Below are 24,433 nucleotides of genomic sequence, written 5' to 3'. Positions count from 1 at the left end.
CTTGCGCCGGGCTTTGTCATTTCAGGAAATCGTCTTGCCGAGCCTGCCGGCCAGATCCTGAATGAACTGAAAGGCGACACGGCCCGACCGGCTGCCGCGCGTCGTCGCCCATTCCAGCGCTTTTGCCCGCAATTCGTCGGCTTCGATCTTCAGGTCAAAGTGTGCGGCATACCCGCGCACCATATCCAGGTAGTCGTCCTGGCTGCACTTGTGAAACCCGAGCCAAAGCCCGAACCGGTCCGACAGCGAAACCTTTTCTTCAACAGCTTCTGCGGGGTTTATTGCTGTCGAGCGTTCGTTCTCGATCATGTCCCTTGGCAGAAGGTGACGGCGGTTCGAAGTGGCATAGAAAATGACGTTGTCAGGCCGACCTTCGATCCCGCCCTCAAGAACGGCTTTGAGCGACTTGTACGAGGTGTCGTCATTGTCGAAACTCAGGTCGTCGCAAAAAACGATGAACCTGCAGGAAACGTCCCGGATGAGGTTCATGAGTTTGGGCAGCGACTCGATGTCTTCTCGATGAATTTCAATGAGTTTCAAGCCGGCGGAAGCGTTTTCGACGGCGATCGCTGCATGGGCAGCCTTGACCAGTGAGGATTTGCCCATGCCTCTGGCGCCCCACAGCAATGCGTTGTTTGCAGGTAATCCCTTCGCAAACCGGCGCGTATTGTCGAGAAGAAGATCACGCACATGGGAAACCGCACAAAGCAACGTGATATCGACGCGATTGACCTTTTGAACCGGTAGCAGTTCACCTGGATCAGGCGCCCAGACGAAAGCGTCAGCAACCGAAAAATCCGGGCGGCCGGGACGGGCCGGCACCGCACGTGCGATAAGGTCGATCAGGGAATCGAGTTTTGCATTTAATGCGGTGAGGTCGTTTTCAGCGTTCATTCTTCTTGCAAGCCCTGTCAAAAAGGCCCATGTCAGGCCCTGAATTAAGTGATGGCAGGATTAACACGGTGCGAGAAACACGAAAACGTCAGTTATTCCCATACCGGTACGCTGGAAACTGCTTGCAAAGCTTGAAATGAGGCGCGCCGCAGTTATAGTCCGCGCCACCAGAATGAGAGCGTTTTTGCCGAAGACCCGACAGAGGGGTCGGTGGTCACCAAAAACGCCACTTAGGAGAAGTGAATGTTTATCACACCAGCCTACGCGCAGGCAGCCGGTCCGGCAGGCGCTTCCGGTTTCTTGATCCAGATCCTGCCTTTCGTGGCGATCTTCGCAATCATGTATTTCCTGATCATCCGCCCGCAGCGTCAGCGCATGAAGAAGCATCAGGATATGGTTGCCAACCTTCGCCGTGGTGACACCATCGTGACCACCGGTGGCCTGATCGGCAAGGTTTCCAAAGTCGTAGACGACGGTGAAGTGCAGGTCGAACTTTCCGAGGGCGTCAAGGTTCGTCTCGTACGTTCCATGGTGCAGGAAGTGCGCTCCAAAACCGAACCGGCCAAGGAAAACGCGTAACGCGATCCCCGCCGCTTCGATGATACCGCCGGGCCGGTTCAGATCGGCCTGGCTGCATTTAAGGCTTGACCATGCTCTATTTCGCACGCTGGAAAATCGCGCTGATCGTGCTTGTGGTTGCCGCTGGCATCCTGACCACGCTGCCGAATTTCTTCTCCCAAAAACAACTTGAAAGCTGGCCGGACTTCCTGCCGAAGAACCAGATGGTTCTCGGTCTCGACCTTCAGGGCGGTGCTTATCTGCTTTATGAAATCGACAAGCAGGATTACGTCCAGAAGCGCATGAAGGCGCTGGTCGGCGATATCCGGTCAACCCTGCGCGAAGATCCGCGCATCGGGTATACGGGGCTCGGAGTTCAGGGAGACGCCGCTCAGGTTCGTATTCGCGATCTGACGCGGCTGGCCGATGCGGAAGAGCGTCTGCAACCACTCGTCAACCCGCTGGCCTCCAGTGTTTTTGGCGGTCAGGCGGTCAATGAGTTTGACATGACCGTGACGGAAGACGGTCTCGTTCGATTTTCCTATTCCGAGCGTGGCCTTGAGGATCGCATGACGAATATCGTCCAGCAATCCATCGAGGTCATCCGGCGTCGTGTCGATGAACTGGGGACTACGGAACCCAGCATCCAGCGCCAGGGCGCCGACCGGATTCTGGTCGAAGCGCCGGGTGAAGATGATCCGGAACGCTTGAAAGATCTCGTCGGCCAGACGGCGCAGCTCACTTTCCACATGGTCGATACGTCCATGTCCGGCGAACAGGCGCTTCAGAACCGTCCGCCTGCAGGCACTGTCATCATGACTTCGGTTGATGATCCGCCCATTCCTTATCTTCTCGAGGAAGCGCCGCTCCTGTCGGGCGAAGACCTTGTCGATGCTCAGGTCAGCTTCGATCAGCGCAACAACGAACCGGTTGTGAACTTCCGCTTCAATCAGTCCGGCGCGCGCAAGTTCGCCCAGATCACGCAGCAGAACGTCAACCGTCCGTTCGCAATCGTGCTCGACAATGAAGTCATTTCCGCGCCGGTTATCCGTGAGCCGATCACCGGTGGTTCAGGTCAGATTTCCGGCAGCTTCACGCTGGAGGGCGCCAACGATCTTGCCGTGCTGTTGCGCGCCGGTGCGTTGCCGGCCAAGCTGACCGTCATCGAGGAACGCTCTATCGGCCCAGGCCTCGGCGCTGACTCCATTGAAGCAGGCAAGTTGGCGTCTATCATCGGCGGCGGTCTGGTGATCGTCTTCATGATCCTGGCCTATGGCCGCTTCGGCATCATTGCCGACCTGGCTCTGATGGTGAACATCTTCCTGATCTTCGGTGCTCTCACAATGCTGCAGGCAACACTGACCTTGCCCGGCATTGCAGGTATCGTTTTGACGATCGGTATGGCGGTGGATGCGAACGTGCTGATTTTCGAGCGTATTCGCGAAGAAGCAAGGGCAGGGAGATCTGTCATTTCTGCGGTGGATGCAGGCTTCAGCCGTGCCCTCGGTACGATCCTGGATGCCAACATCACGACCCTGATCGCCGCCGTGATCCTGTTCCAGCTCGGCTCGGGTCCTGTCAAGGGCTTCGCCGTGACATTGGCCATCGGTATCTTCACCACAGTGTTCTCGGCATTCACGTTCAGCCGGTTGCTGGTAGCCCTTTGGCTCCGCCACCGCCGTCCGTCGAAATTGCCGATTTGATCCGGGAGACTTTCAAATGTTGCTGAGAATTGTTCCGGACAACACCAAAATCAAATTCATGTGGCTGCGGAAAGTCAGTTTTCCGCTGTCCATCGTACTGGTGATCGCATCAATCGCCGCCTTCTTCACCGTTGGGCTGAATTACGGCATCGACTTCAAGGGCGGTACCATCATCGAAATCAAGACCGATGGTCCGGCCGATGTCGCCTCGATCCGTTCCGATCTGTCTTCCCTGAACCTTGGGGATGTCCAGGTGCAGGAATTCGGCGGGTCGGACGACATCTTGATCCGTGTTGAAGAACAGCCGGGTGGCGAGCTTGCTCAACAGGCCGTTATCGGCAAGGTGCGAACCATTTTCGAAGGTCAGGAAGTGGATTTCCGCCGTGTCGAAGTTGTGGGCCCGCGTGTTTCGGGTGAGCTGGCTCAGGCAGGGGCAATCGCGGTTGCCGCCTCGTTGCTGGCGATCCTGTTCTACATCTGGTTCCGCTTCGAGTGGCAGTTTGCGGTTGGGGCCATTCTGACAACGGCCAACGACGTGGTCATAACCATTGGCCTGTTCGTCCTGCTGCAGCTTGATTTCTCGTTGTCCAGTATCGCGGCCGTTCTGACCATCATCGGTTACTCACTCAACGATACCGTGGTCGTTTATGACCGTATTCGCGAGAACCTGCGCAAATACAAGAAGCGGCCATTGACGGAAGTGCTCGACATGTCGATCAACGAGACGCTGTCTCGTACGACCATGACGTCTCTCACGACGCTGCTGGCGCTTTTCGCGCTTTACATCTTCGGCGGTGAGGTCATCCAGTCGTTCACCCTGGCAATGATCTTCGGTATCGTGATCGGCACCTATTCGTCGATCTTCCTGGCGGCACCTTTCCTGATCCTTTTCAATCTTCGTGCGGAGGCCATGTCTCCGAAGGACGACGATGGCGAAAAGGATCCAAAGGCGAAAGCGTCGGCTTAGGGACGGTACGATGGAAATCCGCGATGCGCATTTTCCCGGTCGGGCGCCGCTCGAAGCTTATGGCAACGGCGGCTTCCGGTTTGCCGGGATGTCTCATCGCGGATCCTTGTTATGCGTTCCGAGCGGAATCTACGGTTGGGACGTTACCGATGCGTCCGCCTTTACTCCTGAAGCCTTTCAGAAGGTTCTGGAGGAACAGGCGGACATTGAAGTGCTTCTGGTCGGAACCGGCAAGGAACTTCGACCTTTGCCGGCAGAGCTGAAAACCCTGTTTCGGGAGGCGGGCATATTGTCCGACCCGATGTCGACAGGCGCCGCGCTTCGGACCTTCAACGTGCTTCTGTCGGAAGACCGGGCTGTCGCTGCTGCACTGATCGCTGTCGACTGAAGTACCTCAAAGGCTATCGGGCTTTATGACGACCGATTTTGACCATGCTGCCGATGTGGTTCGTCAATTTGACAAGGACCGCTATCTCAGTGCGTTGCTGGCACCAGAAGCCCATCGCAATGGACTGATGGCGCTCTATGCCTACAGCGCCGAGATTTCCCGTATTCGAGAACTGGTGTCGGAACCGCTTCCAGGTGAAGTTCGGCTACAATGGTGGCGAGACCTGCTCGAAGGCACGGAACATGGAGCTGTTGCGTCCAATCCGGTTGCCAACGCTTTGTTGCAGACGATCGACCGATACGAATTGCCGAAAGAAAGCCTTGTGGCGATGGCGGAGGCAAGGGTTTTCGATCTCTACAACGACCAGATGCCAAGTCTCAACGATCTGGAAGGTTACGCTGGTGAAACCGTTTCTGGGTTGATCCAGCTGGCTTGCCTTGTCTTGAATGATGGCAAGGAAGCCGGCACGGCAACGGCCGCAGGGCACGCGGGCGTGGCGTATGCGCTGACCGGTTTGATGCGCGCACTTCCTTGGCATGCGTCGCGGCAGCAGATGTATTTGCCGAAGGACGTCTGTGACCGGCACAATCTTGACGTCCAGACAGTGTTTCGAGGAGAAACGACGGCTGAACTTCGGGCTGTGCTTGCTGAAATGCGCGGCCATGTCCGCCATCACCTCGGCCGTGTGCGTCAGGCGTCAAAGGATGTACCAACCGCCTGTCAGGCAGCCTACCTGCCACTGGTTCTTGTGGAGCCATTCCTGAAAAAACTGGAACGGGAAGACCTGGACCCGTTGAAGCAGGTTGCGGAGATGTCTCAACTCAGGCGGCAATGGATACTCTGGCGAGCGTCCGCGAACGTACTGAAGGCCATCTGATACCGTACGGATTGATTTCCAGACATGCAAAAAGGCGCTTTCCCGCGAGAAAAAGCGCCTGTTTGAAAATCATGAAAATGCATTCGATCCCGCCGCACATGCCTGAACATGGGGCCAATCGGCACCGACTATTCGGCGGCCTGTTTCACAAGGCCCAACTTGGCCTGCCAGCCCGTGAAGTCCGTTTTCGCCCGATTGGTCATCGCAAGCTTCTTTGCACGGGTCTTGTCCTTGCCTTTCAGTCGCTTGCCGTTTTCATCCTTGTTTGGTGCGTCCACTTCGGGGAAGAGGCCGAAATTGACATTCATCGGCTGGAAAGAGCCCGGTTTGCCGGCACCTTCGTCCCGTGTGATGTGTCCGCCGGTTATATGACCGAGCAGCGCGCCCATGGCAGTCGTTGCGGGCGGCGGGACGAGCTCTTGACCGCGGGCTTCAAGGACTGCAAACAGTCCGGCGAGGCAGCCGACGCTCGCCGATTCCACATAGCCCTCACAGCCGGTGATCTGACCGGCAAACCGCAGCCGAGGATCGGCTTTGAGCCGTAAGGTTCCATCTAGAACCTTAGGAGAGTTCAGGAAGGTATTGCGGTGAAGGCCGCCAAGGCGGGCAAATTGTGCGTTTTCAAGGCCTGGAATCATGCGGAAAATGTCGGCCTGGGCACCGTATTTCAGCTTTGTCTGGAAACCGACCATGTTGTAGAGCGTGCCGAGTGCATTGTCCTGACGCAGTTGCACAACCGCGTAGGCCTTCACCTCCGGATTATGCGCGTTGGTCAGGCCCATGGGTTTCATCGGGCCATGCCGAAGTGTTTCGCGGCCGCGGGCAGCCATGACTTCAATTGGCAGGCAACCATCAAAGTAGGGCGTGTTTTCTTCCCATTCCTTGAAGTCCGCTGTTTCACCTTCAAGAAGCGCATCGATAAAGGCCTCGTATTGCACCTTGTCCAGCGGGCAGTTGAGATAGTCCTTGCCAGTTCCACCAGGCCCCACCTTGTCATAGCGGGACTGGAACCAGGCCTTGGAAAGATCAACACTTTCGAAATGGACGATCGGTGCAATAGCGTCGAAGAATGCAAGAGCATCTTCCCCGCTTCTTTCCAGGATCGCTGCCGAGAGAGCCGGTGACGTCAGCGGTCCCGTTGCAATGATGACCTTTTCCCATTCAGAGGGGGGCAGACCCGCGACTTCCTCACGCGAGATCGTCACATTCGGATGATTTTGAAGTGCGGTCGTTACAGCGTTGGAGAATCCGTCCCGATCCACGGCAAGTGCACTGCCGGCAGGTACCTGATGAGCATCAGCGCAAGACATGATGAGCGAACCGAGCTGACGCAGTTCATGATGTATCAGGCCAACGGCGTTTTGCTCGGAATCGTCAGAACGAAAAGAGTTCGAGCAGACCAGTTCGGCAAGACCTTCGGTCTGATGAGCATCCGTTTTGCGGACAGGGCGCATTTCGTGGAGGACTACGGGCAATCCGGCTTGTGCGATCTGCCAGGCAGCCTCTGAACCGGCAAGGCCGCCGCCAATGATATGGATGGGGGTCATTTTGTGTCCCTGGGACCTGTTCCGGCCGCCTTTCGTCACCGACTTGCGGCAAGGTGGATCCGGACAATTGCTGTGCCGCCCTGATTACAGGCAAAGTGGGGCGACTGCAATGTGCGCCATATCGATGTGACCGAATGGTCTGAAGTCAGGCGCCGATATGATTGCCGACAAAACAAAAAACGCCCGCCGGTGGGAGGAGGTACCGGCAGGCGCTTTTGGAATTCCACGCATGGAGCGCGGAAGATGCGGTCATCAGGTTGGGAGGAGGATACCTTCTGACCGCGAAGCTTTGTTATTTCGCAGACATGCGCGCGTAGCGGGCGATGTCGGAGCGGGCAATGCCCAGGTCGTCCAGTTCGCGGTTGGACAGGTTGGACAGCTCGTCATAGGTCTGACGGAAGCGTTTCCAGTTATTGAATTTGCGAACAACAGTATCGATCATGGTTTAGGCCTTTCGCTATCTCATGGCCATGGCACCGCGGATCGGCGTCTGGCCCGTTCATCTCTTACAGGCTGGAAGATAGGTGTTTTGTGCAGTGCGAGGTAGAGGGGAAATCGCGAAGCTGATATGCAAAAAATGCAGATTAAAAAAGCCTTAATGGGGTTGAAATGGCAAAACGACCCGCATGCTTCGCATAGCTGTCATGATTTGAGTGTTCGCAGGTGCGAAATGAAAATGCAGTCGGGAGGGTTCCTTTCTACGGATCAGTCCGTCATTTGGTATCGCCTGAAAACTATAGACAGACCTGGTACGCACGAGTGATCTGCGCTGACGGAAGGCAGGCGGCGATAGACGGAGAAGACGGCGGAGTTCACAAGACAGATTGTCGATCTACCAGCCCAATCGAAAACACGGCATCGCAACAAGCCAAGACATCAAATTATCCGAATGCGACCCCGGCCCGGGTAACGACCCAGCTTGTGAATACCTATTTTCTGCTGACTTGCATCGCTTGGGCGTTCTCACAGGGATTGCTTCGCTTGGAGGAATGAGCGAGCTGTCGCCGCAAAAGCAGAGACATCGACCTGGAGACAGTTCAACACATCCAGATATCGCACTTGGCGTTGGAGTGTCAGCATTTTGAGGAATTTCTTGCCTGACCAGACAGGCATGGGAGGAAATCAGGACGCCAGAAAAACGAACGCCCGCCAGCGGGAGGAGGTGCTGGCGGGCGACGTTTCGACGTGACAGGGCTGGGAGGAGGATGCCCTGCGTGTCACACGCCCGTCGGCTGGGAGGAGGATGCCTAGGGACGCGATCTCTTTATTTCATTCAGCCAATCTGACGACGTGCGACAAATTTGATGTCGCTGCGGCAGATGCCGAGGTCGGCAAGCTCACGAGCCGAAAGGCGGGACAATTCGTCAACCGCACGGCGGTAGCTTACCCAGTTGCTGTACTTTTGGCGCACGGTGTCAAACATCTTCTTATTCCTTAATTATCGAAACGCGTGTGCGTTCCGCGCCGTTGTTGTCCAATGATATATTTCACCACTCAAAATAAAAGAAGTGCCATCTCTGCATGCCTGACATGCGTTTGATGCAATGCAGCAAAGCTTGCGCAGACAGAATCCGGATGATTCGTGGAACATGCGGAAATACAAATGAAAAAGGCATGTGTGCGGTGCACACATGCCTGTCGTCACGTAACTGGAGACTGGTTAAGACTTATTCCGCAGCGTCGTGCGCCCGTTGCGGACGTCGCTGCAGCAGTTCCTGCAGGAATTGTCCCGTGTAGCTTTCCGAAACCTCGGCAACGTCTTCAGGGCGTCCGGTTGCAACCACCGTACCGCCACCGTCGCCTCCTTCCGGTCCCAGATCGATAATCCAGTCTGCCGTCTTGATGACTTCGAGATTGTGCTCGATCACCAGAACCGTGTTGCCCTGGTCAACCAGTTCGTGCAGCACTTCCAGCAGTTTTGCGACATCGTGAAAATGCAGGCCTGTCGTGGGTTCGTCCAGAATGTAAAGCGTACGGCCCGTCGAGCGCTTGGAGAGTTCCTTCGCAAGCTTTACGCGCTGCGCTTCACCACCTGAAAGCGTGGTCGCCTGTTGGCCGACCTTGATGTAGCCGAGACCGACACGCGCCAGGGTCTCCATCTTGTCGCGCACGGCAGGAACTGCGGAGAAGAACACGGCGGCTTCATCCACGGTCATGTCGAGCACGTCGGCAATCGACTTGCCCTTGAACTCGACCTCGAGCGTTTCTCGATTGTACCGTTTGCCTTTGCATACGTCGCAAGTGACGTACACATCCGGCAGGAAGTGCATTTCGATCTTTATGACGCCGTCGCCCTGACAGGCTTCGCAGCGGCCTCCCTTGACGTTGAAGGAGAACCGGCCGGGCTGATAGCCTCTGGCCTTTGCTTCAGGCATGCCGGCGAACCATTCACGGATCGGGGTAAAGGCACCGGTGTAGGTCGCCGGGTTGGATCTGGGTGTCCGGCCGATCGGTGACTGATCGATATCGATCACCTTGTCGAGCACTTCCAGACCTTCGATGCGATCGTGCGGGGCAGGGTTGTCCCGCGCGCCATTGAGGCGACGAGCCGCGGCCTTGTAGAGCGTATCGATCAGGAACGTGGACTTGCCGCCACCCGACACACCGGTGACACAGGTAAACGTGCTGAGCGGCACGTCAACGTCAATGTCCTTCAGATTGTTGCCGCGGGCGCCGCGAACGGAGATCTTCCGCTTCTTGTTGATTTTTCTGCGCTCGTCGTTGCGCGAAACCATCATGGATCCAGACAGATACTGCCCCGTCAACGAATTGGGATTGGCCATGATTTCGGAGGGAGTGCCCTTGGCGACGATCTGCCCGCCATGGACACCCGCTCCTGGTCCGACGTCGACAACGTAATCGGCAGTCAGCACCGCGTCTTCGTCATGCTCGACCACGATCACCGTATTGCCGAGATCGCGCAGGTGTTTCAGCGTTTCCAGAAGACGGGCGTTGTCGCGCTGATGAAGGCCGATGGACGGCTCATCCAGTACATAGAGAACTCCTGTCAGCCCCGAGCCTATCTGCGAGGCGAGGCGGATACGCTGGCTTTCGCCGCCTGACAGTGTTCCGGAAGACCGGGACAAGGTGAGATATTCAAGACCAACGTCATTCAGGAACTTCAGCCGCTCGCGAATTTCCTTCAGGATGCGGCCTGCGATTTCGCTCTGTTTGTCGTTCAGTTGCTCCGGCAGGGCTTCAAACCAGAGGCTTGCATCGCGAATGGAATGTTCGGTGATCTGACCGATATGCCTGCCGGCAATCTTGACGGCAAGCGCTTCCGGCTTCAGACGGAACCCGCTGCAAGCCGGGCAGGCATGATCGGATTGAAACCTTGCCAGTTCCTCGCGAACCCAGGTGGATTCCGTCTCGCGCCACCGCCGTTCGATATTGCCGATTACACCTTCAAAGGTCTTCTCTGTCCGGTAGCTGCGGACGCCGTCATCATAGACGAATTCAATCTTCGCATTGCCGGTTCCATGAAGGATTGCCTCGCGCACTTCCGAAGGAAGATCCTTCCAGGGCGTTGCCATGGACACCTTGAAATGACTGCAGAGTGCTTCCAGCGTCTGGGCATAATAAGGTGATGTCGACCCTGTCTTCGCCCACGGCAGGACAGCTCCTTCGCGCAGGGAAAGCGAGTGGTCAGGAACAACCAGGTCTTCTTCAAAAGCGAGTGTCGTTCCAAGGCCGTCACAAGTGGGGCAGGCACCGAAGGGATTGTTGAACGAGAACAGACGCGGCTCGATCTCCGGAATGGTGAAGCCGGATACCGGGCAGGCAAATTTTTCGGAAAAGATCAGCCGTTCCGGGTTGCCGTTCTCATCGGTCTTGTCGGCAAATTCGGCAATTGCAATGCCATCGGCAAGTTTCAGCGCCGTTTCCAGTGAATCGGCAAGCCGACCGGAGATATCGTCACGCACGACGATACGGTCTACGACGACGTCGATATCGTGCTTGAATTTCTTGTCGAGGGCAGGGGCCTCGGAAATCTCATGGAAGGTTCCGTCGATCTTGACGCGCTGGAAACCCTTCTTCATCAGCTCGGCAAGTTCCTTGCGATACTCGCCCTTGCGGCCGCGAACCATCGGCGCGAGCAGGTAGAGGCGGGCACCTTCTTCCAGTTCCAGAATGCGATCGACCATTTGGCTGACGGTCTGGCTTTCGATCGGCAGACCGGTGGCGGGGGAATAGGGAACGCCGACACGCGCAAACAAAAGGCGCATGTAATCGTAGATTTCCGTAACCGTCCCGACCGTGGAGCGCGGATTGCGGGACGTGGTCTTCTGTTCGATGGAGATTGCCGGCGACAGTCCGTCGATCTGGTCGACGTCCGGTTTCTGCATCATTTCCAGGAACTGACGTGCGTAGGCGGACAGGCTTTCCACGTACCGCCGCTGTCCTTCTGCATATATGGTGTCGAAGGCGAGTGACGACTTTCCTGAGCCAGACAGGCCGGTCATGACAATTAACTTGTCGCGGGGCAGGTCCAGGTCGACACCCTTGAGGTTATGCTCCCGTGCGCCACGGATGCTGATGACCCGTGTTGGGTCCGCCTTCCAGGCTTCTTCCGACTGCGATCCCTTGGCTGTCTTCATTGTCGTTCTTCCTGACCGCATGCGTCGCCCAAAGCCGATTGTTGCTCTCGCATACGCTAAGATGGTCCATTGCCGATGATGTCTGTTTGCCCCGATATAGCAGTTTCGGGCGGAGCTTCCAGTGAGGCATTTTCATTATCGTGCCAGAGGCACTTGTCGATGCGATGCCTGATTGAATCGCTTTTACAGAAATGATAAGAACAAAACAAGTACATTAACGATTGCAGCGTCAGGAGCCGAGCAGAAATAGGTGACCGAAACCTCGCAGTTCATGAGATAATGTCCTGACACAAAAATCGGGGCTTGATTGGAACAAAAGTGGAGCAAATTGTAACTTGGCGCAATCAGGGATTGTGTCTGTCGACTTTGCTCGAATTTTAGGCGGATGAACCAGGCGGCAGTTTTTAAGTTGCCTTGTGGAAAATGAGTGAAGCCTGGCGAAAATAGCGGCGAAGCTGTTGGCGTGCCGTTAGGGTTCTGGTTTCTAGCAGCAAAGCTTGCAACGTTGACCGTTTATCGACACGTGCCGGAGAAGCACACGTACATCGTCGGCGGGGTCAACGAAAAACAAACAGGAGTTCAGTATGGCGGGCAGCGTCAACAAAGTAATTTTGGTCGGCAATCTGGGAGCAGACCCGGAAATCCGCCGTACGCAGGATGGCCGCCCGATCGCCAATCTCCGGATTGCGACGTCGGAATCCTGGCGCGACCGCAACACCGGTGAGCGTCGTGAAAAGACGGAGTGGCACCGTGTCGTGATTTTCAACGACGGTCTTTGCAAAGTTGCGGAGCAATATCTGCGCAAGGGATCAAAGGTTTATCTCGAAGGCCAGCTTCAGACCCGCAAATGGCAGGATCAGTCCGGTCAGGACCGGTACTCCACCGAGATCGTGCTGCAGGGCTTCAACTCCAACCTGACCATGCTTGACGGCCGCGGCGAAGGTGGCGGTGCATCCGGCGGTCTTCCCGATTACGGCAATGACTCACAAGGCGGCGGCGGAGGTGGCTTCGGCGGCGGCGGTTCCGGTTCCGGCGGGAATTTCGGTGGTGGCTATGGCGGCGGTTCCAGCAGCGGTGGCGGTTACGGCGGTCCGTCCGGTGGCGGTGGCGGCCCCATGGACGACGAAATTCCGTTCTGATCTTTTTCTGCCCTACCGGGTGCGGTCCCATGCTTTGGGGCCGCGCACCAGGTTATGTTGATCAACCGCCGACGTTCGGGTCGTAAGGCGTGTTCGGGTCATCAATGCCGTCGTAATATTCCTTCGCACTGCCGAGACCGCAGTGATAGACGGCTTCTTCTGCGCGTGTGTCGCCACCCGTAATCGGGGCGCCGTTGTGATGCGCGAATTCATGAATGATGGTGGCCAGCACCATCCACCTGCCCATTTTAAAGGCCCGGTCACCAACCGCGATTTCCCCGGAAGGAACGTGGATTTCCCCATGTAGCGGTGAAATGGTCGGTCCGTAATTCACCCAAATCGAGCTGTCGTTGATCATGTCCGACAAGCTTCGCCCCTTGGGGAGCGTCCGGAAATAGGCATTACATCCCGGGTTGTTCTTGACCATCTTGAAAAGCTTGTTTCTGGCCCATTTCAGCTTTGAATACTGGGAAGAGTTGAAACTTGTGTATTTCCAGATCGGTGACGAATGGTCACCAACATTGAATTGAAACGGCATTTGGCTCTCCGGTAATGTCTCACGTACTCGTGAAGCCGTAGATACCCCTTTGACGAAGAAGGCGGCGTGATGCCAATCACGCCAGGTAGTTTTTCCAAACAGCCGCAGTTCTGCCGTTTCTGGCACCGTGATGGTGGGCAGCTGTACTGTCAGCAACGAGGCAAAATCGTCACAGTCGCCTGATTTCAAACCTGTGTAGGACGGCGCCCCTTAACCATCTGATGAACCCTGTTATAGTATCAAACGGTTTACGGGCGCAGTTTCCGGGAATCGGGTCGCGGGGCCCGGTTGCACGGTAACTGCGTTGCCATATCACGCTCGGATGTAGAACATCCTCGGCGGATATGCCGAACAGCCTTCGTTCCTTGCAGGGAAGCAATAAAACCCTGGTGACTTGGGCAAGGCGTCAGGTTCGAAAAGATTTAAAAAAAGCGGGTTTAGACAATGCGAGCGAATGCAATGGCACTGAGCGAATGTACCAGGAAAAAACCGAAACGTTCTGTCCTGGGGACGTCCCTCAGGGCTGGCTTGATGGCGACGGTGCTTTTTTCCGGTTTTAACCTGGTCTCGGTTGAGCCTGCTTCCGCGCAGGGGTTGTTCCAGCGTCTGTTCAATCCGGAAGCGCATCGCCGGCAGCAGGAGCGTGAGCGCCAGCAGGATCTTAGCAAGAAGGTCGTTACCGCAAAGGTCTCTGCGCCGCGCTACCTCAATTACACGGCCGACAGCTGGAAGAAGGTTTCGCTGGCTGAATTGTCGGAGATCAAGTCCGCCGAGGTGAAGCCTGATGTCCAGCCCGTTGAAACGACGGATGCCCCGAGCACCGAAAGCGATAGCCTGCCACAGGCTCCGGTCGTCCTGACCGCATTCGACACGGCGCGTCCGGCATTGAAAGACATGTCGCTCACCGTCCTTCCGGAAGTGGGTTCTGCAGTCATTTCATTCTATCGTGAGCATCCCGATTTCGTCTGGGTGAAAGACGGTAAGCCGACAGAAAAGGCAATCGCGGTCCGCAGCAGTCTCGCTGAAACAGGCAAATTTGCGCTGAACCCGGAAGACTATGTCGTCGATCTTCCCGTAACTGAAGGTCTTGAAGGTGAGGCACTCGATGCCGCCACGATGCGGTTCGAGATGGAGATGAGTGCAGCCGTTCTGACATATGTTCTGGATTCGAGGCGCGGACGTGTCGATCCGAACCGGATTTCCGAATATCACGATCTTCCGAGGCATGAAGTCGATCTCGTTGCAGCCCTGGAAGGCTTCAAGGCAGCGGCCAATGCCGAAACAGCAGTTGCCAAAGCGCAGCCTCAGAGTGAACATTTCCGCAAGCTGACCGAAGAGTTGGCCCGCTTGCGAGCAGAAGATGAAGACGCCGACCAGATCGTCATCGCGCCCGGCACTTTCCTGAAGGCTGGCAAATCCAGCCCGGAAATGAAGAACATCGTCGCCGCGATCGCCAAGAACGGCTCGGAGGAACTCAAGTCGGCTCATGAAGAGACGCTGACTGCCTATGATGGCGCTGAACTTTATTCTCCGGAACTCGTTGAGCTGGTGAAGGCTTTCCAGAAGGAAGCCAAGCTCACGCCGGATGGTATTATCGGCAAGAACACCATCAACGCGATGGTCGGCGAAACCAACGCGGCGAAGATCGCCAAGGTCGAACTGGCCATGGAGCGCAGCCGCTGGCTTCCCGAAGAGCTCGGCGAACGCAAGGTTTTCATCAACCAGGCTGCCTTCACCGCGACCTATACTGCGCCTGACGAAGCTCCATTGAGCATGCGGGTGGTTGTCGGCAAGAAGTCCAATCAGACCAACTTCTTCTACGACAAGATCGAAATCGTTGAATACAATCCCTATTGGGGCGTGCCGTATTCGATCATTGTCAATGAAATGCTGCCGAAACTGGCCAACGACCCGAGTTATCTCGACCGCGCCGGTTATGAAGTAACGACACCAGGCGGCCGGCAGGTTTCCTCTTCTGCAGTCGACTGGTACGCGGTTGCTTCCAAACAGCAATCGGTCAACGTCCGCCAGTATCCGGGCAGCTCGAACGCGCTTGGCGAAGTCAAGATCCTGTTCCCGAACAGGCATCACATCTACATGCACGATACGCCGTCAAAAAACCTCTTCAACAAGGATATGCGCGCATACAGCCATGGCTGCATCCGTCTGCAGGATCCGAGGGCCATGGCCGCTGCGGTTCTCGGCAAATCCAAGGATTACGTGAGCTCGCGTATTTCGGGCGGTCAGAACCAGCAAGAACAGGTGACCGGCGATATTCCGGTTTATGTGTCCTATTTCACGGCGTGGCCTGAGTTGGACGGGACGGTTGCCTTCTATACCGACGTCTACGACAGGGACATGCATCTGTTGAAGGCCATCGAGAAAACCGAAGCAGAGCGGGAAAAAGTCAGAACGTCCTGATCTGGAATTGCAGAACAACAAAAGCCGCCGAAGGGGTGACCTCCGGCGGCTTTTTTGTTTGCCATCTCGAAGAGGCAATATCAGGAGGCGCCGCCGAGGCAATCCTTCAGAGAGCTTGAGAGCCCCTTCAGAAGTTGCGGATAAAGGTCCGGGCCATTTTCAAGATCGGTGCCCAGCGGGTCAAGCGTACCTGACCGAGCGCTGCTGCCTTCCAGAACAACCGAAACCAGCTTTGCGTCAAATTGCGGTTCCTGAAAAACGCAGCTTACGCCGAGGTCCCTGATCTTGCCCTGGATTTCCTGAATTCGGTCTGCACTCGCCAGAGCTTCCGGAGAAACGGTAACCGATCCACTGGCCTCGATTTCATAGTGATGTTCGAAATGATGATAGGCATCGTGGAAGACGATGAACTTTTTGTCTGCAAACGGAGCCAGTTCAGCGGAAATGTCCTGATCGAGTGACGCGATCCGCTTGGAAAACGCCGCTGCATTCTTTTTATAGATTTCGGCGTTGGCAGGATCCTGTTTCGCTAGGGTATCTGCCATGATTTTTGCGATCTCGATGCCGTTTTCCGGGTTCAGCCAGATATGCGGATCGACAGCCTCATGTGCCGCGTGCTGATGCTCTGCGTCGTGGTCGTGACCCGAGTGGTCATGGGCATCGGCGTGGCTGTCGTCGTCATCATGTTCGTGGCCGGCATGTTCATGTGCGCCCTCTTCGTGATCATGTTCGCCGCCAGCGTGGTCGTGGTCATCTTCTTCTTCTTCTGCATGATCATGCGCATGCTCTTCGCCACTGTGCCCATCGTCGTGATCGTGATCATGGGCGTCGAAGCTGGCACCTTCTCGAATGTCGAGTTGATGAATTCCAGACGCATCGATCAGTTCGACCGTTACAGCATTCTTGGCCATGGTTTCGATTGGCTTCTTCAGCGAGGGAGCCAGTTCTGGCCCAACCCAGAACACCACATCGGCTCCCTGAAGTAGAAATGCCTGCGACGGTTTCAGCGCATAGCCATGAGGAGAGGAGGCGCCGTCGACAAGGACATAGGGCGTCCCGACACCTTCCATAACAGCCGACGCGATGGAATGGATCGGTTTGATGGACGTGACGACACTGGGGGGGGCGTCGGCGTGCGCATTCACTGTCAGGGTCACTAGTGCTGCTGCGGCGGGAGCCGTCAGATAAAGTGACCTGCAGGCGCTGTTCTTGATGGCGGAGAAGGTGAGGGGCATAGGTAGGCCTTCAGGATGATGTAATTTTATAACGTGTAATTTTATAACGTTCAAAAATCGGGTTTTCAAGTCCACTTTCGCCGGAATGTTGTCGAGAGCATCCGTGAACATCTTGGTTTGCAGCCGCCGTACAGATAAGCTTTAGAAAAATGCTGACGGATCAGAAGCTTCATGCACACCGGAACCGAAATACTTGCTGACAGTTTCCTGCGGCCCTTTCCGCCCAAGGCTGCGCAGCTGATCGTGACCATCTACGGCGACATCGTTGAACCGCGTGGCGGTGTGCTGTGGATGGGAGACCTGATCAGCCTTTGCGCCGGCTTCAGCGTTAATGAATCGCTTGTCAGGACAGCGGTGTCCCGTCTGGTTTCAAAAGGTCAGTTGATAGGTGAGCGGGAAGGCAGGCGCAGCTTTTATGCTCTGACACCGGATGCCCGGGAAGAATATCACCTGGCGGCAGACTTGTTCTATGGCCCTGAGGATCCGGATTGTGGCTGGCTGTTGACCCGTTGTACGGAAGCCGCGGATCAGGCCGTTCTGATGCGGTTTGGGTTTGCGTCACTTGAGGGGAATGTCTACATCGGCGCCGACAGACCAGGACGCCCCGTTCTTGGTACCGCGTTTCGCGCGTCGGCTTTGAACCTGAAATCAGGTGAACTGGAAAAAATAGCTGCTTCCTCATTCGGACTGGAGCTGCTGGCTCGGGACTACACAGGCTTTGTCTCGCACTTCAAACCCATGCAGAACCTGATCGCAGATGGTGTTGCACCTGCCTCTGCACTGTTGTTCCGACTGGCATTGGTGCATGCCTATCGCGGCATTCGCCTGCGGGATCCCCGCCTGCCACGCTCGGTCCTGCCGGCAGACTGGGCCGGATACGAAGCGCGTTCGTTGTTCGCCGCGCTCTACGCGGGCCTTTCTCCGGCAGCCGACAGTTACATCGGTCGGAACCTGTTTAATCAGGATGGCCCACTACCGGCCGCACCGGATGCAGTGCAGGAACGTATGCGGTCACTTACCTTAACTGATTGAATTATAGTGTTTTTCGGCAATCACTTGAAGCAGGCGACAAAACATCACAAAAATAATTAATTTCATGCTTTTTCTGTGATGTGTTGTGAGGTATCCTTTTGGAAATTCAACATGACGAAAGGAGGCGTCATGTATGCCCAGATGGTAAAAACCGACTCGACCAAAGTTCTCTCTCTCGCGGAGATGACGGACGAGGAAAGAGCCTTTCAGGAACGCATTGACCGTGGTGAGAAAATCGAACCAACGGACTGGATGCCGGAAGGCTATCGCAAGACCCTGATCCGTCAGATCGGTCAGCATGCTCATTCGGAAATTGTCGGCCAGTTGCCTGAAGGCAATTGGATAACTCGTGCGCCTACACTCGAGCGCAAGGCAATCCTGCTCGCCAAGGTTCAGGATGAGGCAGGCCATGGCCTTTACCTCTACTGTGCGGCTGAAACCCTCGGCGTCAGCCGGGACGAGTTGATCGAGCTGCTCCATGCCGGCAAAATGAAATATTCCTCGATCTTCAATTACCCAACCCTGACGTGGGCCGATATCGGTGCCGTCGGATGGTTGGTGGACGGCGCGGCAATCATGAACCAGGTGCCGTTGCAGCGGACGTCCTTCGGCCCGTACTCGCGGGCGATGATCCGTATCTGCAAGGAAGAAAGCTTCCACCAGCGCCAAGGCTACGACATCATGATGAAGATGGCGAAGGGTTCGGAAGCGCAGCGCCGCATGGCGCAGGATGCCTTGAACAGGTTCTGGTATCCGTCGTTGATGATGTTCGGTCCGTCCGACAAGGACTCTGTCCATTCCGCCCAGTCGATGGCCTGGAAGATCAAGATCAACACCAACGACGAGCTGCGCCAGAAGTTTGTCGATCAGACCGTTCCCCAGGCTGAGTATCTCGGGCTGACAGTGCCTGACGAGAACCTCAGGTGGAACGAGGAAAAGGGCGGTTACGATTTTTCCGAACCGGACTGGAGCGAGTTTTTCGAAGTTCTCAAGGGCAACGGTCCATGCAACCGGGAACGCATGGAAGCCCGGGTGACGGCATGGGAAGATGGTGCCTGGGTGCGTGACGGGTTGATGGCGCATGCTGACAAGCGGGTCGCTGCCAGAACCGCGGCCGAGTAAGCGCCATGACCGAAACTCATCTGGCCGAATTGAATGTGGCTCGGCTCCGTTACGATATCAACGATCCGCGGATTGCCGATTTCGTCAACAATCTGAACCGGGTAAACGCCGCCGCCGAACGCAGCAACGGTTTTGTTTGGCGGTTGAAGGATGAGGCCGGCAACGCGGTTTCCATGACGCGCGAAAGCGACCCGTTGGTCATACCGAACCTTTCGGTATGGACCGACGTCGGGTCTCTGGAAAACTTCGTGTTCAAGACCGTTCACAAACGCATCTACGACCGACGGGCGGAATGGTTTGAAGTGATGGAGCGCATGCATTTTGTCATGTGGCCGGTCGCCGCTGGCCATGTGCCAACGCTCGAAGAAGCTTGGCAGAAGCTCGAATATCTGAACGAGCACGGGTCAACGGATCTTGCTTTCGGCTGGGAGCATGTGAAAGACGCCAATCTGTGGTGGTCGGCACGATGCTCAAGTTCTGCAGCCTGACATTTCGGAGGAAATCATGAAAAAGGAATGGCCCCTCTGGGAGGTCTTTATTCGCGGCCAGCATGGTCTCAATCATCGCCATGTAGGGTCACTGCATGCACCGGATGCTGAAATGGCAATCAAGAATGCGCGCGACGTCTATACGCGCCGCAAGGAAGGCGTTTCGATCTGGGTCGTGCCGTCGGCACAGATCACTGCTTCTGATCCGGGCGCGAAGGATGCCTTGTTCGAGCCGTCCATGGACAAGATCTATCGTCACCCAAGTTTTTACGACATTCCGGATGAAGTCGGAAAAATGTGATGACCAGAAAAGACGAACTAATCGCACGCGATACTCTCTTCGAATGGCTGCTGCGCAGAGGCGATACGGCGCTTGTTCTGGGGCACCGCGTTTCGGAATGGTGCGGGCATTCTCCTGTCCTGGAAGAAGATATCGCACTCGCCAATGTCGCGCTCGATCTAATCGGGCAGGCGCGCATGTGGCTGGGGCTTGCCGGTGAAGTCGAAGGTAAGGGACGCGGCGAAAATGAGCTGGCTTACCTTCGGGACGCCTGGGACTTTCGCAACTTCCTGCTGGCCGAACAGCCAAATGGTGATTTTGGCCAGACGTTGATGAGGCAGTTCCTGATCGATGCCTATCAGGTGCCGTTGCTCGAGGCTCTGAAAAGCTCGAAAGACGAGCGGATCGCTGCCATTGCAGCGAAGGCTGGCAAGGAGGTTGCCTACCATCTCGACCGATCCGCGGACCTCGTGATCCGTCTAGGAGACGGTACTGAAGAGAGCCATCGCCGCATGCAGCAGGCTCTTGAGGCGTTGTGGTCCTACACCGGTGAAATGTTCGCCAGTGATGCCATCGACACCGCGATGGCGGAAGCTGGGCTTGCTCCAGATGCCGCCTCCCTGAAAGCGGAATGGAAAGAAACAGTCGAAGCTGTTCTGGATGAGGCTACGCTTACCCTTCCGGAAAGCGACTTCGCCCATATGGGCGGCTTGACCGGTCGTCATTCGGAACACCTGGGGCACATGCTGGCAGAAATGCAGTTCCTGCAGCGGGCCTATCCCGGCGCGACCTGGTGATCCGATGCCTGTTTCCATGGACACGGTCTGGCAATGGCTTTCCGAGATCCCTGATCCGGAAATCCCGGTTATGTCCCTGACGGACCTGGGCGTCATTCGTGATGTCTCCTGGCAAGACGAAACGCTTGTTGTAACCGTCACGCCGACCTACAGCGGCTGCCCGGCAACTGCGGTGATCAAGCTGGACATCGAAACCAAGTTGCTGGAATGCGGCGTTACCAAGGTGCGTCTTGAGCAGCAGCTCAGTCCGCCTTGGACAACCGATTGGCTGACGCAGGAAGGCCGGGCGAAATTGCGTGCCTACGGCATTGCGCCGCCGGTAGACGGAACCCGCTCGGACGGTTCGGCAGCCGGAAGGGTCGCGCGGCTGACGGGTCAGGGGAGCTTTCAGGTCGCCTGTCCACGCTGTGGTTCGGAAAACACGGAAAAGGTCAGCCAGTTTGGCTCCACGCCCTGCAAGGCGGCTTATCGCTGCCGGTCGTGCCTGGAGCCATTCGATTACTTCAAGTGCCACTGAGAGGGCACTGCAATTAGTCGGGTCGCCAGGGAAAGTGAAAAGCTTCCATAGGCCGTCCTGAGTTTTTTGGCATCCGTTTTTGCCGATATAGGCAGGGTGCAGCAGATCATGTTTCGGGAGGACATGCATGTCGCGGTTTCATGCGCTGACAGTGACTGACGTAACGCCGGATACAAGAGATTCGGTCGTTGTGACCCTTCAGCCGCAGTCGGAGGAACAGGATTTGTTCCGTTTCGAGCAGGGGCAATATCTGACCTTCCGGCGTGACTTCGACGGACACGAGGTGCGCCGTTGCTACTCAATCTGTGCCGGGACCGAAGACGGTGCCCTGAAGGTCGGGATCAAGCGCGTCGACGGAGGTGCTTTTTCCTGCTGGGCGCATGAAAGCATGCGGCCGGGAGACATGGTCGAGGCCATGCCGCCACTCGGCAGCTTCAACGCCCCGATCGAACCGGATCTCGCGCGTTTTTATGTCGGTTTCGCCGGCGGGTCTGGCATCACGCCGATCCTGTCGATCCTGAAGACAGTACTGGCACGCGAGCCGAATTCTCAATTCACACTGGTCTATGCCAACCGGCAGATATCCTCGATCATGTTCCGAGAGGAACTGGAGGATCTGAAAAACCGGTATCTCGGTCGCCTGCAAGTGATCCACATTCTCAAAAGCGATGCGCAGGACACTGAGCTGTTTTCCGGCCGCGTCGATGAGCGGAAGCTGAACGATCTCTTCGATACACTGATCGATCCTCAGGACATTGATATTGCTTTTCTTTGCGGCCCTCACGGAATGATGGAAACCGTTCGTGGCAGCCTGGAAGCGCGCGGTGTCGCGGCGGACAAGATACGGCAGGAACTGTTCAAGTCCGACCAGCCGGGACGCTTGCCGGCACGGCTGCGGCCGGAGGTCATCGATGGTTCAGCGAAGGAGGCCGATCTTCGGTTGACCATCGACGGCACCACGCGGGAAATCCACATGGAACCGGGCGAGACCATTCTGGAAGCAGCGCATCGTCACAACATCGATGCACCATATTCCTGCTGTGCAGGCGTGTGTTCCACATGCCGCGGCAAGGTGCTGGAAGGTGAGGTCGAAATGGCGGCCAATCATGCTCTGGAAGACGACGAAATTCGGGATGGCTACGTTCTGACATGCCAGTCGCGGCCACTGAGCAAACGCCTTGTCGTGACTTACGACGCCTGAGACCATTCCGTTTCAAGAACTGGAATTCGATATGACCGTTCATCCGCAAAAAGTCCGCGTTTTGGAAAGCTATCTCGCTGGCAGCTGGAGGCAAGGCAAGGCCGAGGGAAAGCCGCTGCTTGACGCCGCAACCGGTGCGCCTGTCGCCGCCATTGACGCATCCGGTCTGGATCTTGCCGAGGCACTTGCCTGGGGGCGTGACACCGGTGGCAAGGCCTTGCGCAAGATGACCTACCACGAGCGCGCCTTGATGCTGAAAACCCTGGCGCAGGCGCTGACCGAGCAAAAGGAAATCTTCTACCAGGAGAGTTTCGCGACCGGGGCAACGCGCAAGGACAGCTGGATCGATATTGAAGGCGGCATTGGAACCATGTTCGCCTATTCCTCCAAGGCCCGTCGCGAGATGCCGAACACCCGGGTGTTCGTCGAAGGTGCAGTGGAGCCACTGTCGCGGGACAATAGTTTTTCAGGGCAGCATGTGCTGACACCACTGCGCGGTATTGCCGTTCATATCAACGCCTTCAACTTCCCCTGCTGGGGAATGCTGGAAAAGATCGCCCCCGCCCTGATCGCGGGCGTACCCTGCCTGGTCAAGCCTGCCAGCCAGACTGCTTATCTGACCGAGCTGATGGTTCGCCACATTCTGGCGACCGGCATTCTTCCTGAAGGCTCGCTTCAGCTTCTTTGCGGGTCGGCGGGAGATCTGATCGACCATGTCACGGGACAGGATGTTGTTACCTTCACCGGATCCGCTGCCACCGGGCAAATGCTGCGTCGGAACCCGGCAATCGTGCAGAATTCCGTTCGCTTCTCCATGGAGGCCGACAGCCTCAATGCTGCGGTTCTGGGGACGGATGTCAGCCCTGAAGATCCCGAATTTGACCTCTTCATCAAGGAAGTTGCCCGGGAAATGACCGTGAAGGCAGGGCAGAAGTGCACTGCGATCCGCCGGGTCATCGTGCCGCGTAAATTGTCCGATGCGGTTGCTGATGCGCTCGGCAAGAGGCTTGGGAAGGCCGTGATCGGAGATCCGCGAGACGAAGCGGTTTCGATGGGGCCACTCGCTTCAGCCGGTCAGCGTGAAGAAGTGCTTGCGCGCGTGAGTGATCTGAAGGTGGAAGCCGAGATCGTTTCCGATCTTGCGGGCTCAAGCCCCGCAACCGGCGCGTTCGCAGCTCCCGTACTTTTGCATTGCGCCAACCCGATGAGCGCAGAAGCCGTTCACTCGGTTGAAGCGTTCGGACCGGTTGCGACATTGATGCCCTACGACGAGCTGGAGGAAGCGGTCGAACTCACCCACAAGGGCAAGGGCTCTCTTGTTGCCTCGCTGTTCACAAATGACCCCTTGGTTGCCGAGGAAGCCGTTCTCGGCATGGCGCCTTTCCATGGACGCGTCATGATAGGCAATCGGAAGAGTGCAAAGTCTTCAACCGGACATGGTTCTCCCTTGCCCATGCTTGTGCACGGCGGACCGGGCCGGGCAGGTGGCGGCGAAGAACTTGGCGGCCTGCGCTCGGTCAAACATTACATGCAACGGACGGCGGTCCAGGGAACGCCCGCCTTGCTGGGCGCAGTGACCGGCCGCTGGATTTCCGGTGCACCAGGTCAGGAAGACAGCCGGCACCCGTTCCGCAAGTCATTGGCCGACCTCAAGATCGGCGATCAGCTGAACACCGGGGCACGGGAAGTTTCCCTGGAAGATATCGAACATTTTGCCAAGTTCACCGGCGACACCTTCTATGCGCATATGGATGAAGCCGCCGCGAAACGGAACCCGTTCTTCGAAGGCCGCGTGGCACATGGCTATCTGATTGTTTCCTTCGCCGCCGGTCTGTTCGTCGATCCTGATGAAGGTCCGGTGCTGGCGAATTACGGCGTTGATAATCTGCGTTTCATGACGCCGGTGAACGCAGGTGATGCACTCAAGGTTCAGTTGACCGCCAAGGAGATTTCGCCGCGTATTTCAGCAGACTATGGCGAAGTGCGGTGGGATTGTCTTGTGACCAACCAGAATGATGAAGCTGTTGCCCAGTACGACGTTCTGACATTGGTCGCCAAGGAATGGCCGATGTCTGCGTAAGTCAACCACATATCCAAATGGAAAAGGCCACCTGATCAGGTGGCCTTTTTC

At 56.6% G+C, this 24,433-nt stretch carries 22 protein-coding genes; 15 read left to right on the top strand and 7 right to left on the bottom strand.

Annotation, left to right across the window (positions count from 1 at the left end):
* Positions 1-21 precede the first annotated feature (21 nt).
* Complete coding sequence (locus ACP90_RS15095; RefSeq protein ID WP_022998715.1) at positions 22-894, bottom strand: ATP-binding protein; 873 nt, start codon at positions 892-894, stop codon at positions 22-24.
* Positions 895-1,137: 243 nt separating this feature from the next.
* On the opposite strand from ACP90_RS15095, the gene yajC reads away from it, so the two are divergent.
* From yajC to ACP90_RS15070, 5 genes are all read left to right on the top strand, one after another.
* The gene (gene yajC, locus ACP90_RS15090) at positions 1,138-1,473 is read left to right on the top strand and encodes a preprotein translocase subunit YajC (RefSeq protein ID WP_022998714.1); all 336 of its coding nucleotides are present in this window, start codon (positions 1,138-1,140) and stop codon (positions 1,471-1,473) included.
* A 71-nt stretch (positions 1,474-1,544) separates the two neighbouring features.
* Complete coding sequence (secD, locus tag ACP90_RS28780; protein ID WP_022998713.1) at positions 1,545-3,155, top strand: protein translocase subunit SecD; 1,611 nt, start codon at positions 1,545-1,547, stop codon at positions 3,153-3,155.
* Positions 3,156-3,171: 16 nt separating this feature from the next.
* Entirely contained in the window at positions 3,172-4,122 is a 951-nt protein-coding gene (secF, locus tag ACP90_RS28775) for a protein translocase subunit SecF (RefSeq protein ID WP_062488805.1), read from the top strand.
* A 10-nt stretch (positions 4,123-4,132) separates the two neighbouring features.
* Complete coding sequence (locus ACP90_RS15075; RefSeq protein ID WP_201030402.1) at positions 4,133-4,510, top strand: Mth938-like domain-containing protein; 378 nt, start codon at positions 4,133-4,135, stop codon at positions 4,508-4,510.
* A 25-nt stretch (positions 4,511-4,535) separates the two neighbouring features.
* A complete protein-coding gene (locus ACP90_RS15070) occupies positions 4,536-5,387 on the top strand; it encodes a phytoene/squalene synthase family protein (RefSeq protein ID WP_062488803.1) in 852 nt (283 codons plus the stop codon).
* Positions 5,388-5,515: 128 nt separating this feature from the next.
* On the opposite strand, the gene trmFO is transcribed toward ACP90_RS15070, so the two are convergent.
* The 4 genes from trmFO to uvrA form a co-directional block, all read right to left on the bottom strand.
* Positions 5,516-6,934, bottom strand: coding sequence for a methylenetetrahydrofolate--tRNA-(uracil(54)-C(5))-methyltransferase (FADH(2)-oxidizing) TrmFO (trmFO, locus tag ACP90_RS15065; RefSeq protein WP_062491662.1), 1,419 nt, complete (start codon positions 6,932-6,934; stop codon positions 5,516-5,518).
* A 292-nt stretch (positions 6,935-7,226) separates the two neighbouring features.
* Positions 7,227-7,376 (bottom strand): DUF1127 domain-containing protein, encoded by a 150-nt coding sequence (locus ACP90_RS28020; RefSeq protein ID WP_006933293.1) that lies wholly within the window; start codon positions 7,374-7,376, stop codon positions 7,227-7,229.
* An 831-nt stretch (positions 7,377-8,207) separates the two neighbouring features.
* Entirely contained in the window at positions 8,208-8,357 is a 150-nt protein-coding gene (locus ACP90_RS28015) for a DUF1127 domain-containing protein (protein WP_006933294.1), read from the bottom strand.
* 244 nt (positions 8,358-8,601) lie between these two features.
* Positions 8,602-11,532, bottom strand: coding sequence for an excinuclease ABC subunit UvrA (gene uvrA, locus ACP90_RS15060; protein WP_022998707.1), 2,931 nt, complete (start codon positions 11,530-11,532; stop codon positions 8,602-8,604).
* Between the two features lie 584 nt (positions 11,533-12,116).
* Between uvrA and ACP90_RS15055 the strand changes: the two genes are divergently transcribed.
* Positions 12,117-12,671 carry a single-stranded DNA-binding protein gene (locus tag ACP90_RS15055; protein ID WP_055654172.1) on the top strand — a complete coding sequence of 185 codons (555 nt, stop codon included), beginning with the start codon at positions 12,117-12,119 and terminating at the stop codon, positions 12,669-12,671.
* A 61-nt stretch (positions 12,672-12,732) separates the two neighbouring features.
* On the opposite strand, the gene ACP90_RS15050 is transcribed toward ACP90_RS15055, so the two are convergent.
* On the bottom strand, positions 12,733-13,209 hold the full coding sequence (locus ACP90_RS15050) for a hypothetical protein (RefSeq protein ID WP_062488802.1): 477 nt from the start codon (positions 13,207-13,209) through the stop codon (positions 12,733-12,735).
* Between the two features lie 531 nt (positions 13,210-13,740).
* Between ACP90_RS15050 and ACP90_RS15045 the strand changes: the two genes are divergently transcribed.
* On the top strand, positions 13,741-15,630 hold the full coding sequence (locus tag ACP90_RS15045; protein WP_208993327.1) for a L,D-transpeptidase family protein: 1,890 nt from the start codon (positions 13,741-13,743) through the stop codon (positions 15,628-15,630).
* A gap of 80 nt (positions 15,631-15,710) precedes the next feature.
* Here the strand turns inward: ACP90_RS15045 and ACP90_RS15040 are convergent, their stop codons facing one another.
* A complete protein-coding gene (locus ACP90_RS15040; RefSeq protein ID WP_062488800.1) occupies positions 15,711-16,865 on the bottom strand; it encodes a zinc ABC transporter substrate-binding protein in 1,155 nt (384 codons plus the stop codon).
* Between the two features lie 171 nt (positions 16,866-17,036).
* Here ACP90_RS15040 and ACP90_RS15035 point away from each other — a divergent pair, with 171 nt between their 5' ends.
* The 8 genes from ACP90_RS15035 (at position 17,037) to paaZ (ending at position 24,382) form a co-directional block, all read left to right on the top strand.
* On the top strand, positions 17,037-17,897 hold the full coding sequence (locus tag ACP90_RS15035) for a PaaX family transcriptional regulator C-terminal domain-containing protein (RefSeq protein ID WP_062488799.1): 861 nt from the start codon (positions 17,037-17,039) through the stop codon (positions 17,895-17,897).
* A 129-nt stretch (positions 17,898-18,026) separates the two neighbouring features.
* The gene (gene paaA, locus ACP90_RS15030) at positions 18,027-19,019 is read left to right on the top strand and encodes a 1,2-phenylacetyl-CoA epoxidase subunit PaaA (protein ID WP_022998701.1); all 993 of its coding nucleotides are present in this window, start codon (positions 18,027-18,029) and stop codon (positions 19,017-19,019) included.
* A 5-nt stretch (positions 19,020-19,024) separates the two neighbouring features.
* Positions 19,025-19,507, top strand: a complete 483-nt coding sequence (locus tag ACP90_RS15025; RefSeq protein WP_062488798.1) for a DUF3291 domain-containing protein — start codon at positions 19,025-19,027, stop codon at positions 19,505-19,507.
* A 16-nt stretch (positions 19,508-19,523) separates the two neighbouring features.
* Positions 19,524-19,808, top strand: a complete 285-nt coding sequence (paaB, locus tag ACP90_RS15020; protein ID WP_006933303.1) for a 1,2-phenylacetyl-CoA epoxidase subunit PaaB — start codon at positions 19,524-19,526, stop codon at positions 19,806-19,808.
* Positions 19,808-20,584, top strand: a complete 777-nt coding sequence (paaC, locus tag ACP90_RS15015) for a 1,2-phenylacetyl-CoA epoxidase subunit PaaC (protein ID WP_197923275.1) — start codon at positions 19,808-19,810, stop codon at positions 20,582-20,584. The genes paaB and paaC overlap by 1 nt, the downstream gene beginning before the upstream one ends.
* A 4-nt stretch (positions 20,585-20,588) precedes the next feature.
* On the top strand, positions 20,589-21,101 hold the full coding sequence (gene paaD / locus ACP90_RS15010; protein WP_062488797.1) for a 1,2-phenylacetyl-CoA epoxidase subunit PaaD: 513 nt from the start codon (positions 20,589-20,591) through the stop codon (positions 21,099-21,101).
* Positions 21,102-21,228: 127 nt separating this feature from the next.
* Positions 21,229-22,302: a 1,2-phenylacetyl-CoA epoxidase subunit PaaE gene (gene paaE, locus ACP90_RS15005; RefSeq protein ID WP_062488796.1), complete on the top strand. Its 1,074-nt coding sequence runs from the start codon at positions 21,229-21,231 to the stop codon at positions 22,300-22,302.
* Between the two features lie 31 nt (positions 22,303-22,333).
* Positions 22,334-24,382: a phenylacetic acid degradation bifunctional protein PaaZ gene (paaZ, locus tag ACP90_RS15000; protein WP_062488795.1), complete on the top strand. Its 2,049-nt coding sequence runs from the start codon at positions 22,334-22,336 to the stop codon at positions 24,380-24,382.
* Positions 24,383-24,433: the final 51 nt, after the last annotated feature.

Origin of the sequence: Labrenzia sp. CP4 (genome assembly GCF_001579905.1) — a bacterium.
GTDB lineage: Bacteria > Pseudomonadota > Alphaproteobacteria > Rhizobiales > Stappiaceae > Roseibium > Roseibium algicola.
This window is presented reverse-complemented; position numbering and strand designations above follow the sequence as displayed.